Genomic DNA, 12,343 nt, shown 5'->3' on the forward strand with positions numbered 1-12,343 from the left:
AGAAAAAAGCAAGCTGACCTTGACAGCGATCCATCCAAGGCGTCATGAACTGCAGGAAGGCGTTGCGCTGCTCCGGTCGGAAACAAGGACCTGGCGGTCGGATTCAAGCGGACCTGGCGGTCGGAAATCGTGGAATGCGCACCGAATCAGGGGGAATGAGATTTTCTATATGGAACGGCTGCTGCTGATCGCCGCGGATCCGTATATTACCTCTCGCGCAAAGAGCATCTGTTTCCTCTTCGGTGGCCTGGACTGTGCTTTAAAAAACAAGGCTGAGATTGTTGAAAAGGCTGGTCTTGCCCTGATGAGAGCGCAGAGCCAGCAAGAGCTGGGTGAGGTACTTGGTGAACTTCCTGAATTCATCCAAAAGAAATCGAGGAATTTCGGTAAATCGTCTGACGCAGTGGTTCGCCACCTGCTGCAGGACCCCATCAATGAGGCAAAAAATCGACTGGGAATCGAAGCTGATCCTCTCCTCCCTTCCGACGAGCGTGGATTGAAGTCTGAAATTGAGAGGCTTTTAAAGACCGACCTGACTGAACTGGACAAAGCCAAGCTGAAATCAATCCTCGATGCTCTGCCAAGGCTTAATTTTGGCTACTGCCTCGGAATGTATACAAGGCTCAGCTCCAGGCTGAAAGCGGAGGCCACTCAATGAGCAATGCAGCAAAGAAGCAGCGGAACCGGGAATACTACCAGAAAAACAGAGATAGGATCCTGAACAAGGCCAAAGTGCGTAAAAGTCAGAAGCACACTCCTCGCCTGGAGGTCGTCCCTGCGTTGGAACATGAGTTGATTCAGGCATCGGGTGCAGAACGGACCTCGGTATCAGCGGATGTCGCTGAAAGCGTCCAGGCCATTTCCGATTCCCAGGCTCTTTCAGCACCTTCTGAAATCGCTGAGCAGGGTATGATATTTTCCACACCTGAATCCGCGAACGATCAGAAAACAGGAGATACTGAGGCCATTAAAATGGGAAGAAGGCTGAAACTTGCCGGATCAGTGGCCGAAAAGAATGAATTTTCATGTAAATCTGAACTCAAAGCTGACAACTTGATGAGCCTCGGTTCAGTCAGCTTCTTCAAAAGGATGCCGCTTTCATTCATATTCAGGCTGCTTCTGGTTGCTGGCCTAACAGTTCTGATGACTGCAATGCAGGTAGCATTTTATCGCGAACACGACATCCTCCCCGGATTCGCAGTACCTCTGGCGCTAGCCAGTGAGCTGGCATTTCTATCCCTTGTAACCATGAAATTCAGCCGAGGAGCTGAATGGCTCAGGATTATGGTCCATCTGACATTTTTTGGTTATTTCGTTTCAGCGCTATCGTTTCATGTCTATGCCAAATCGCGAGTAAAAGCTGCCTCTCAACCTTCTGTTACAATATCTGAAACGACTCAAATCAGTGAACAGCTGAAGCAAGCCGAACGATCACTCGACGTAGCGACCAAGGGGCGAGCATGGAAAAATATGGAAATCTTTGGTGCTGAGGTTTCAAGGTTGAGAAAGCTTAAAAATGATCTTCCAAGCAATCAAGTGCTCGGCACATCATCGGGCCAGACCATGTGGATCGAAGCAATCCTCCTCATCCTTCTACGCGCGCTTCTTCTGGCTGCATCCTCCCTAAACGCCTTACGGTTAAGGGACCAGTTTTTAGAAATGGCACGGTGCCTAAGGTGTCTGAGAACAGTTTAGTGAAATGACATCCAACGCAGCTCAAAGATGGCCCTAGAGAGCTTAGACCTCGTCCCTTAAAGCTCCATGCAAATGCTTCATTCGGGGGCTCATTGCTCTTCTACATGAATTGCTTTAAAGCCGGTCTCACTGGCTTCCCAGAAATTGCCCGCTGAATCTTCATGGATTGAAAACTCAGTTAGAATGCCAGGAGAAAACGTTACCATCCCTATGGACTTATCTTGCGGATCGAATACTGAATAGGCCTCTTCGAGTCTATGAGGAATCCACAGTCTACCCTGACTATCAAAGAATCCCAGGGGATTGACATAGGTGTCAAACGGAAGCGAGCTTTTTACCTCATGTACATTCCATCCATTTTTTTGCCACTCTGCAATTTTCTCCTGAGTCCAGAGCCATAGGGTTCCAGATGGCGACACAAGTACAGACTTGCCTTCAAACCATTCCTCTTCAGATGGGCGGATGAATGACTCCTTCCCTAATATGGCTATAGTCTTCCACTTTCCACTTTCGCTGATGTGTATCACGTCATCATCACCCTCGACAAGAAGACGTGAATGCTTCTCCTTTTTTAGATAGGCGTATGGCAGTACTCCGCTTGGGTTTGCCTCAGCTGGCAACTTCCGGTAATCAACAACCTTTTCAAAAGACTTGGAGTTCTGTTTGAATATGGAATAGCCATCCTCAAGCAACAAAGTTCCGTTCCATTCGTGCAGTAGCTTGAAAGGAGCATCGAGCTTGACCCCAGGAACGGGGAAAGTTTCGAGTTTTCCACTGCTGCTTATTCTGCCAATCAGCTTTGTGTCGGCCCCGGTGTCTAACAGCGCCCAGATAGTATCTGATGCAGAAATTGTTTGAACAGGTGATATGCTGCGGAGTTGAATGCCTGAAATCTGGCTTCCGACAACTTCACCACTGGATGAATAGGAGGCAAACTTATTTGAACATGAAAAATATACCAAGTTTGAACTGAAACCAAGCCATTTGCAATCATCCGGACGTTTGGCTGGACGCCAGTCCCCATCGATATAGGTCATGTCTTCACACCACAGTTTCTCTTCAAGAATGGTGCAATTTCTAGGATCTGCAGGTGCATCAATGACCTCAATTGAGTGGTCCTTGATGAGGCCAAGTTTCTTGTTATCGCCAATGACGAGCGATACGTTGCCTTTTTTAATCGACCTTAAAGGAGCCAAACCATCTGTTTTAAAGTTTTTTATGCCAAAACCATTTACCCGAATTGACTGATTATATCCAACGAACCATAAGTCTTCACCGTTGTCCAGAGCCATGCTTCTTGATCCCGCACCATCAAAATTGAGCAAGATAGAATCCACGAATTTTCGGTGGTACAGCCCGGAAGCGGATGTCACCCAGACTCCATCGTTTGAAGAAAAGACGTGCCCGTCAGCATATTCAGGGTACTCTATAGGGCCCAGCTTTGAAGCCAAAGCGAGATGTGTGGTAAAACGCCCGGGAGATGTAACACGAAGCCATGCTCTCCCAAGAGAATCAAATTCAATGTCGTTTAGAACAAGTTGACCCAGATCAAAGTCCAGACTGCCATCGGAAGTTTTCACTCTGCCCTGCTTTCCAGCGATCCAGATCTGGCCCAGTGGACTTATCCAGATCCTGCTGCTTTTATCGCCTTCTTGTATCGTGGTGGCAAGATGGGCTTTACCTTCTTTCAATTCATAGATCTTACTGGACTCTGATTGTACATAGATTTTAGATTTTGATGGTTGAAAGATCGATGTTACCGATCCTGAAAGCGCCAGTTCCTTTCCAGCAAGTACCCCGTTGCTCACCGTCAGCTCCTTAAGCTTGTGGTCAGGGGTTAAGGCGTAAATGCGGTCCATGGTTTTATAGATACTCTCGGCTTTAAAGGTATCCAGGATACGGCAGTTATTGCTCGCTTCCATGAGCCAGCACAAGGCCCCGTTTCTGTTCAAAATAACGAAACCAGCGTTAAAAGAAAGAGCATTTTCAACGGAAATAGGTAAAGGAATAGGCTCTACGTTGGGTTCAGACCTGAGCGAAACCACCAGTGTTTCTGAAGCGGTTCCCAAAACAGCGCGATCAACCCCAATAGCAACAGTATCGATGGATGACTTAAGGTGTTTGCCTGCATTGAGAGAAACCCAGCTTACACCTCGTCTAATCCAAGCTTCAGACCGCCTTGTGGCTATCGTATGGGAGCCATCACTGTACCACTTAAACCATGAATCCTTGATAGGCGTTGCGGGAGAATGCTCCTCAACGGCCCCGTTTTTGAGGGTATAAATGTTTGCATCCGACTGAATCCAAATGCCATCGTCGTGAGTGCCAAGGATCTCAGTGGAAATTTTTCCTGGAATTTCTTTTCCAGATCCATAAAATGAGCCTAGATATTTGCCATTGATCTTACTAATCGCTTTTTCAGTTGAGTTTCCAGCCAAATCTGTCGCTCTCACCTTCAACGTAACAACAAAAGGCTCGCTAAAACTGGACGGGGATGAAATCTTGAAGTCTATATTCTTGTCGCATTGCTGAAAATTTACCAAAGACTGATTAAGACAGACTGAAGATAAACAAACAGGCACATAGTCCATGTTTTGATTCTTCAGGTTGCGGACGTTTACTTGGCACTCAGTCTTCAGGTTAGGTCCATCATCACCGGCGGCAAACTCAGCCCCATGCCTGCTTAAAGGATAGGATGTAAATTCTGGAACCTGCGATTCCCGGTTGTCTCCCCTCCATTTCAAGCTAACGGTTGGCGCCGAATTATCGATATTCACTGCGGTCGAATATTTTTTGCCGGCGTTGCCGCTGGTATCAATTGCGCAGTATTCCAACACATAAGCACCACTCGTTGTGAATACAATAGGTTCTACATACTCACTCCAATTACACTCATTTTGCGGGTCTGATGTTGTTTTTCCATCACAAGAGCATTCTCTTACACTTCGCGTTTCTGAAATTCGGTAATAAGTTTTTCCCGCCTCCGTAGCACTAAGCGATATTGTTCTGCCCGAGTTTATTGAAATGGCATCATCGCCCGACGAAATTTTCACTTCCGGACTTTTTCTGTCGACTCGCAAATAGCACTGCTTTTCGGATAAACTCACTAATTCCTTGTTCTCTAGCTCAAGTGATACATCAAGCAAGTATTGCTCATCAGGGACAGACAGAAGTTTGTCAGACAGAGCCATTTTACCTGGGATTAAACTTATATGTATATTCTCAAGTGATCTGTTTCCGGGTATGAGATCAAAAGCCAATTTGATGCTGCGTCCCGAAAAGTTGTCCGCAATGGAATCCATGGCATCTGCCAAAGCCTTTGGTGTAATGATTTCATTTTGCTTGCACACAGGTTTTAAATTTCCAGGGATGTCTACCTTCCTGGTTTGAATGCTTTGGATTCCTTTCGCCTTGTCTGAGACTTCACCATAAAATGACTCATTTTTTAAAGTGACTACTCTGACCCACTTCGTATTCACTTTTGGAACAGGAATACATCCTTCAGTGGTCGCATCTTGAGTTATGATGGCGCCATCAGCCTCCACGATTTTAAGGTCGACGCTTTTCAGATTGGTACCACTGCTATCGATAGCTTTAAGATAAAAAAATCTCTCAAGGTCAACAGCTTCGCTGGTAACGCCACATTTTAGTTTAATCTCATCTATAGAGTTGCTCATCCTATGGCAGGAAGCCAACATTATAGCAACCAGCACCATCAGAGACTGATAGGCCCTATATTCCTTTAAAATCGACATACTTAATTGCCGCCAAAATATTGTCAAATTTATCGATAATGATTTCGCTACTCAGTGCAGCTTCCACCCTGGTACGGTACTCTGAAATAAGCTGGTAAAAGAATTTGTGTTCCTCACCTAACTGCTCCTTAACACTGGAATCCGAAATCAAATTTTCGAATGCCTCGACTTTGGAGTTAAGGTTTGCCAACTCGGAATTCAATGTCAAAAAATTGGATCGGGCATCAGCTAGCGATTCAGTCAACGTATTGATGGACGAAATGTCATCCATCCGTATCGTTTTCTTCTCTATTTCCAGTCCGTCAATCTTTTCAACTAACAGTGAAAGTGACCTTTGCACCCTTTGCTTGTTATCAAGGTTCTCAAGATAGATTTGTGTCTCTTCGGCAAGCCCAAGAATGCCATATGTTTGGGGGTTATAGTTGTGTTGGTCAAATCGGTCAAGGGCATCGTTGATTCGACCTCTATGGACAGCCAGATCGTGCAAAGCAGGTATTTGCTCGACCAAGAGTTGGTCTCTGGCATCCGTTGCAACTTGGATAACTGCCACTAGCTGCTCTTCATCCGCAGGTCGCAGTTGATCCAGGTAGTTCAGCAGAAATGGCTTTGCATCAATGGCAATTGGGGGGATCTGGGTCATGGCTGCAACCACGGCCCATCGTTCCGACGTGTATCTGCTGCTCTGTTGTAAATTGTCTATACTGCTGGCGATTGTCGTTAGAAGTTCTGAAGAGAAGGTACTATCCTTGATAGAGATCTCATTTTGACTGTGGCTGTCCAGGATATGCTCAGTGCGACGTCCCGGCATTCTCTCTGTATACTTTACTGAGGAGGTGTCTTGGACCAAAACAGTGGACCAGCTTGATGACTGTATCGATGTAAGAATTACAGCAAGGAAAATCAGCAATTTTATTAGGGATGTCGAGAATAGGAATTCCATCGAATTCTTACGCACTTTAGATGCTCCGCATGATTATTATCATGAGCGAAGCAAGAATAGCGCCACTGGTAGCGTGCGATAACTATTGAAATTTTATGTTCTTTTGTGGCATCTAGCGCTGATCACACTTTTTATTGAACGATTTTAGGAAGGTAATCGCGCATCAACCAACACTGGTCTAACGCAATGGCAGACAGGGGGGCGAACAGCAATACACTGGATGATATACGGAGCATGTCGGCAGGCGTATGGGGAACGAGCGAAGGTGCCCGGTCCATTTGTGGCTTGAAATCTGGACCAAGGCCATCAGGGCCAAGCAAACCGCGCCGCAACCGAAGCCGATGAACATTCGGGTGCTCAGGCGGCAGGAGAATGAAAAGCGGTCCCTTTTGAGAGTCTGAGGTCTTCAGTTCTGGAAGTTTAGAAAGAGGGTCCCCGGCTGGCGCTTCAACGATTGGGTCGTGACAATGCAGACCATCATCGACCTCAAAAAGGTTGCTGAAGACTGGCCATCCTTGATGGCAGGATGACGGTTTCTGTACCGATCCTTGCCGCTGCCCCAATAGGCGGCTTGGCTTGACCATTGACTGTCACAAGCGTAGCATCACGATGAGCTACCACTACCGAGGAGGGACTTGCACCATCTCTTAGCTGGCGCCTCGTGGGGCACCAATATCTTACGCTAATTTTTCGCAGCTGGACGGCTGCTACGAGTAACGGCAAAAGTCATTCACTTTAATGTGATTAGCTGCTGAAAGTTCCCTAAACAGCTGAAAAATTTTGACAGTGTAAGGGAGCCTAGTATTCTGGTTATTGAACGCCCTCGGGGTAAAGCTGGGCATCCCCTGAAATATTGGTGATTGCACCGCTCATCAGTTTAATACCAATCGCTCGATCGCCGATTGCTATTTTAGCAAAATCAGTTGCTGACAGGCGCATTTTCGCCCGCCGATAGTCTTCAGTCGAAACAAGAATCTTTTCCAAACCCAAGTCGGGAATGCTGGCCATCATCATTTCTTTTTCATCCTGAACTGCAGGCGGACCACCGCCGATAATCCCACCAGCATAGAGCCGTGATGAAACACACAGTATTGCAAAAAGCAGGGATCTCATATAAGGCCCTCCGTCAGGCTAGTATGCACGAGAGATATAGCCACGATTTCTGGCCCATCAGAATTTTCTATGATCGCCGTGCATTCCGTAACGCATTCGGTGATAAGCCTTTTAAGCCTTTCGCCGTCTTTTTTGGATACCGAAGCAACAGTAGCGAACGGCTTCTCTCCCCGTGCTTTCAGAATTGAGACGATATGCCCAAGCATCGCATTGACAGTATCAGCATCCTGACGAATACAGAACTTTTCCCCACCGGCTACAACAAGCTGATCGTCATTCCACTTAAGAGCACCACTTCTACATAGCCTATCCGCTGTAATCAATCCAGCGTGACCCAGGAAATGCCTTAGACTGTCCTTGCTTGCTTTTCCCATGAACGCCAGCGCCAGCGTCATGAAGCAATTGAAATCCTGAAATTCGCTGGAAAGATCTGGTGCGAATGTCGTTGCAGGTTTTGATAAAAGCCGCTGATAATAGCGGCCGGCTTCGGGGAAGTGCTGATTTATAACCGTTGCAGCTTCCTGCGGCGTGGCTACATAGTTAAGAATGGCTAGGGCCGTCTCAAGATTGGGTTGTACTTGGCCTATATGGATCCTTCTCAGCGTGTTATAGCTGATTTTGGTAAGGTCGGCGAGCACCTGGAGCGTCCTGCTAGACCGCGCCTCCATCCAGTGACCAAGGAATTCTCGAATATCCTCACCTATACTTTTACCCATCTTTTGCCCTCGAAAAACATCACATTGTCGCAAAGTAACACCGTGTTATTCAACATTCAACCGCTTTGCATTCTGGAATTGCGACTGCTAGGTCGGTGGTTTATTCCTAGCCTCATCTTCAAAACGGGAACTGTGATATTTTCCACCAAAGGAGTATTTCATGTCTTTCAAAGTGCTTGTATCTGCTACGACTGTTATCGGTGCATCCCTTGTAGCCAAACATTTTCTGAACCCACGGATAAGTGCATAAGTCGTACCCTTTCAACAGGGACTGCATCGCAAAAGTAAAAGTCTGCGAGGAGAGTTTCAGCAAGCTCGTACATCTATGAAAACTTGACGAAGGACTCCAGTTCCCTTCGGTCGCTGCAGCCGAGTCGCCACGCATACAGACAACAAACCACCACTGATTGTTTCTGTAAACGTGTCGGAAAACGATTTGTTTGCCCTAGGGTCAATCCATGTTGTGCGCATGTTCGCAAAATGTTACTTCGTCCTTTTCGACTACCAACTCGTGGTATACCAAGGAATATGACTTTTTGACATATAACCCCAGAATAAACGTCATGAGCGGCAAAAAAAGTCAGCAAAGCCTTGATGGCCAACGCTTCCGTGGATGCACATGCAAAGCCGTGACAGAACTCGTTGAGATGGAAGTGGTTAGGGATTCAAGCCGACTTTGCGGCTCATAACAGAGGGCGTTCATTATTGGAGCTGTCTTGAAAAAGCTAATAGGTTCTATTACTGCTCTGTTTGTGCTGCTTTACTTGGTCTGGAAAATACATACATCATTCAGCACAGATTTACGTGAAGAGCAAACGCTTCTTAAAGCAGTGCCCGTTCTTAGCCATTATGCTGATGGTCTTTGGATCCTCATCAATGCCCGAGGGAAATTGAGCGACGAGGATTCTGTCGGGATGCTCGATCCGTGGGGAGAGCAAATCCGTGCCGAATACAAAAACAAACTCCTGACCCTAACGAGTTCCGGCTCCGATAAGGAATTTGAGACCAAAGATGATATTAAAGTTGAAAGGAAGAATAAATGACGTTTCGATCACACGTTTTTTTTGTGTCTATCTTATATATAAACGCATGCGGCACTGAATCTGCATCAAAACTAGATATCATTGGTGGACAGAAGGAGCCATCCGACAAGTTGGCTAAGGGTGCCTATCCTTCTACGATAGGTTTCACGGGTCTCGCTGGTTCCGGCATAGGGGCAAGTGCTTGCACCGGCTCACGGCTGACTCAAAATACTTTTATCACCGCAGCCCACTGTCTCAATAAAGCTCGCGTCGGTGAAGAGGTGAATATCTTTGCGAGCAACTCGCGCAAATTCACGGCTTTTATTAAAAAGGTTCAAATACATCCAACATGGGTAGCGCCGACTGATAGCGGCGTAGGACATGGCAGTGATGTTGCGCTTTTTGAACTTTCCTTTGCAGTAAGAGAAGAAAAAACTGTTTGGGATGGCCTCGTAAATGCAGTGCCCTTTGCATTCGGGACCTTTCCAGATAAGGATCTTCCTGTAATTATCGCTGGATTTGGCTGTGAGCAAAAAACCGGTTTTGGTCGCACTGCCGAGTGTGAAAAATCACCCGGGTATCAGTACATAAAATCAGCACAAAATAAGATTTATAAGGCACCGCTTTCCACCTTAAATAATCTGGAAAGAGAATTTAGGCTTGATGCTTCGACCAACAAAGAAGGTATTACCGGCTTTACTTCAAGCGGTGATTCTGGAGGGCCTGTACTGACGCTCGACGGAAGGCTTATCGGAATCACAAGGTCTTCGCATATAGCATATTACACTGGGGATGACGCATATTTTGGAACCACTGCCTACACTTGGCTCGAATACCCTGATGTCAAACAGTGGCTGACAAGTGCCTTGAATAGCGAAAGCAAGGTGGAAACCTATCAGGATGCTGATCGGGTTACGGTCGAATTTTTAAATGGCGACAGGTATATAGGCGCTGTTCGCAATGGTTTCCGCACAGGCAAGGGCACCATGTTCTACCACTATGGTAAAACTTATGAAGGTGATTGGTTAATGAATGCCAGATCGGGTTATGGTGAACAAGGTTGGCCAGAGGGCTCTAAATACATAAGTTACCACGGCGGATGGGCTAATGACCTTCCAAATGGCAAAGGAACGATGACCTTTACTTCGGGACAGGTATACACAGGGATATTTAAGGATGCCAAGTTTAACGGTGAAGGTCAATTAAAGTACCCCGATGGGAATGTTCAAAGTGGGACATTTTCTGCAGGAAAGCGTGAGGGACTATTTACTCTGGTCACCGCAAGTGGAGAAACCTGGAAAGAAACCTATTCAAACGACGTCAGAACATCGGCTGAAAAAATCAACTGATCTTATCAAAGGATACTTTATGAAAAAGTGTGTAACTGCAGGTCTCTTTGTTGTTCTAAGTTCTTCGGCATTTGGTCAAGGCCCAATTGTTAAAAGAGGCTCGTTTGAACAGATCGTTGACAACAAGGGTGTAACCGTTGGCTTCAAGCTTCGTGATTTTCAGGACAATACCCAGCTTATAGAGGCTGACGCAAAGGTTGGAGATATAGTACAGGAAGTTTGCAAAATTAAACTCACGAGTATAGCGGAATACAGAAACGCGGACGGTCTCCTTCAGACTTCTGACAAATGTTCTATCAAAGTCATCCGCGATGGAAAAGCTTTGACTTTGAATACCGACGGATGAGTAAAAAATGAAATTGAATTTGCTCGTAATTTTTTTGATTTCATTCGCTCAACCTCTTCTGAGCTTGCCCCTCAATGAAAAGACTTTTGAAGAAGCTTCCCGCAGAATAAAGTTATCGCGCAACTGTGGCTTTGATCCGACTCATTCAACATCCACTCCCTGCGTTGATACATATATCGCAGGCTCATGTGGTACCGTAAGCAACCCTGAACCAGGGACTTGTTATACCGTAATGTGTGTGCCACCAGCAAATACACCAGGACCAGGCGGACCAGATCCAAAGCCTACCCCATCTCCAACAGATACACCAGAACCGGAACCAGCGCCTGAACCGGAACCAGCGCCTGAACCGGAACCAGCGCCCGCACCGGAACCGGCACCTGAGGTGAATACACCAGATACAACCAATCCTGAGGATATGAATTGCGATAACCCTGCAGTAAGTTGTAGGCCTGATCCTAATGATGGTGGAATCCTTAAGCCAGTTTTGAAGCCTGGAAGCACAAAAGTGGATTGCAGCCAGCCAAATGCAGAATGCGATAGCAGCACCACTGGGGGCAAGATTGGACTTAAGCCCAAGATTCCTCAGATTCTATTGGATTGCAAAAACCCGCTAATTAAGTGCAGTTTACCCGAGGTAGATTCTGAACCGATAGATGATGGAAAATGTGAAGGGCAAGGTATTGGACAGGATATACCCAAGACCCCAACCTGCAAAGGAGCGGATTGCGTTAAGCAGTTTGAAGAACAAAGATGTCGTTTGAACCCTGAGGCTGTGGGCTGTAAAGAGACGGTACTTAAAACCGCTGAAGAATGTGAGGAAGATCCATCAGCAAAAGGCTGCGAAATATTTAAGAAGCCCATCATTAGTAAAGAGCTTCTTTGCAAGGGAACCCCGCTGGCTCCCGGTTGCCGACTGTTTTGCGCAGCCAATCCAGGTGATTTGAGTTGTAAGTCCGAATAAATGTAATGGTCAGGGGCTCCCCCTGGCCTTTCCGGGCGATGGTCGATATGTAAATCTTCACCATGTCTTTGGCGCCGAGCCCGGACCAATTATTGAAATGGAAGCTGCTGCCCATACGGCGGTAAGGGGTAAATCGTTTGCCACAAATGATCCCAGCAAAAATTTACGAAAGGTTGGAAGCAGGAGCAACTAACCTGGATTTGATGATGTCCGGAAATGCACCAGTAGGATCTGATTGCTATCAGCTTTTGCTGCAACACGTGGTTGATGGGAAGTCACCAGATCAGGTGCTGAACTTGGCGGGCAAGGCAGCATTGATTGAGATGGAAGCGTCGAGTGTTCCTCCTGAGTTCCAGGCGATGCAATTGAAGTAACGCGTAAGCGTTGCTGGAGATACGACTGGGTACTGGAATTCGACATTCGCGGACTGTTTGATAATATAC

At 46.5% G+C, this 12,343-nt stretch carries 11 protein-coding genes; 7 read left to right on the plus strand and 4 right to left on the minus strand.

Annotated elements, in window-relative coordinates; all coding sequences use genetic code 11:
• Together VE954_RS12650 and VE954_RS12655 are read left to right on the plus strand one after the other, a co-directional pair.
• A partial coding sequence (locus VE954_RS12650) for a hypothetical protein (protein ID WP_324953231.1) occupies nucleotides 1-658 on the plus strand: 658 nt, incomplete at its 5' end.
• Nucleotides 655-1,695, plus strand: coding sequence for a hypothetical protein (locus VE954_RS12655; protein ID WP_324953233.1), 1,041 nt, complete (start codon nucleotides 655-657; stop codon nucleotides 1,693-1,695). The genes VE954_RS12650 and VE954_RS12655, both read left to right, overlap by 4 nt.
• An 89-nt stretch (nucleotides 1,696-1,784) precedes the next feature.
• Here the strand turns inward: VE954_RS12655 and VE954_RS12660 are convergent, their stop codons facing one another.
• The 4 genes from VE954_RS12660 to VE954_RS12675 all read right to left on the minus strand — a co-directional run bounded on the left by VE954_RS12660 (nucleotide 1,785) and on the right by VE954_RS12675 (nucleotide 8,219).
• Nucleotides 1,785-5,450: a hypothetical protein gene (locus tag VE954_RS12660; protein ID WP_324953235.1), complete on the minus strand. Its 3,666-nt coding sequence runs from the start codon at nucleotides 5,448-5,450 to the stop codon at nucleotides 1,785-1,787.
• Nucleotides 5,428-6,405 (minus strand): hypothetical protein, encoded by a 978-nt coding sequence (locus tag VE954_RS12665; protein ID WP_324953237.1) that lies wholly within the window; start codon nucleotides 6,403-6,405, stop codon nucleotides 5,428-5,430. Before VE954_RS12665 ends, VE954_RS12660 begins: the two co-directional genes overlap by 23 nt.
• Nucleotides 6,406-7,200: 795 nt before the next feature.
• On the minus strand, nucleotides 7,201-7,503 hold the full coding sequence (locus VE954_RS12670; RefSeq protein ID WP_324953239.1) for a hypothetical protein: 303 nt from the start codon (nucleotides 7,501-7,503) through the stop codon (nucleotides 7,201-7,203).
• Complete coding sequence (locus VE954_RS12675; RefSeq protein ID WP_324953241.1) at nucleotides 7,500-8,219, minus strand: hypothetical protein; 720 nt, start codon at nucleotides 8,217-8,219, stop codon at nucleotides 7,500-7,502. The genes VE954_RS12670 and VE954_RS12675 overlap by 4 nt, the downstream gene beginning before the upstream one ends.
• Before the next feature lie 716 nt (nucleotides 8,220-8,935).
• Here VE954_RS12675 and VE954_RS12680 point away from each other — a divergent pair.
• From VE954_RS12680 to VE954_RS44225, 5 genes are all read left to right on the plus strand, one after another.
• Complete coding sequence (locus tag VE954_RS12680) at nucleotides 8,936-9,262, plus strand: hypothetical protein (protein WP_324953244.1); 327 nt, start codon at nucleotides 8,936-8,938, stop codon at nucleotides 9,260-9,262.
• A complete protein-coding gene (locus VE954_RS12685; RefSeq protein ID WP_324953246.1) occupies nucleotides 9,259-10,590 on the plus strand; it encodes a trypsin-like serine protease in 1,332 nt (443 codons plus the stop codon). Before VE954_RS12680 ends, VE954_RS12685 begins: the two co-directional genes overlap by 4 nt.
• Nucleotides 10,591-10,609: 19 nt before the next feature.
• The gene (locus VE954_RS12690; protein WP_324953248.1) at nucleotides 10,610-10,936 is read left to right on the plus strand and encodes a hypothetical protein; all 327 of its coding nucleotides are present in this window, start codon (nucleotides 10,610-10,612) and stop codon (nucleotides 10,934-10,936) included.
• A 7-nt stretch (nucleotides 10,937-10,943) separates the two neighbouring features.
• Complete coding sequence (locus tag VE954_RS12695; protein ID WP_324953250.1) at nucleotides 10,944-11,900, plus strand: hypothetical protein; 957 nt, start codon at nucleotides 10,944-10,946, stop codon at nucleotides 11,898-11,900.
• Between the two features lie 88 nt (nucleotides 11,901-11,988).
• On the plus strand, nucleotides 11,989-12,093 hold the full coding sequence (locus VE954_RS44225) for a hypothetical protein (protein WP_414699000.1): 105 nt from the start codon (nucleotides 11,989-11,991) through the stop codon (nucleotides 12,091-12,093).
• Nucleotides 12,094-12,343: the final 250 nt, after the last annotated feature.

It is taken from the genome of Oligoflexus sp. (assembly GCF_035638955.1).
In the GTDB taxonomy this organism is placed as follows: Bacteria; Bdellovibrionota_B; Oligoflexia; order Oligoflexales; family Oligoflexaceae; genus Oligoflexus.

Bases quoted from the DNA above. Each gene is read 5' to 3' on its own strand.
- VE954_RS12655 (WP_324953233.1), top strand. From the start codon at position 655: ATGAGCAATGCAGCAAAGAAGCAGCGGAACCGGGAATACTACCAGAAA.
- VE954_RS12660 (WP_324953235.1), bottom strand. From the start codon at position 5,450: ATGTCGATTTTAAAGGAATATAGGGCCTATCAGTCTCTGATGGTGCTG.
- VE954_RS12670 (WP_324953239.1), bottom strand. From the start codon at position 7,503: ATGAGATCCCTGCTTTTTGCAATACTGTGTGTTTCATCACGGCTCTAT.
- VE954_RS12675 (WP_324953241.1), bottom strand. From the start codon at position 8,219: ATGGGTAAAAGTATAGGTGAGGATATTCGAGAATTCCTTGGTCACTGG.
- VE954_RS12685 (WP_324953246.1), top strand. From the start codon at position 9,259: ATGACGTTTCGATCACACGTTTTTTTTGTGTCTATCTTATATATAAAC.
- VE954_RS12690 (WP_324953248.1), top strand. From the start codon at position 10,610: ATGAAAAAGTGTGTAACTGCAGGTCTCTTTGTTGTTCTAAGTTCTTCG.
- VE954_RS12695 (WP_324953250.1), top strand. From the start codon at position 10,944: ATGAAATTGAATTTGCTCGTAATTTTTTTGATTTCATTCGCTCAACCT.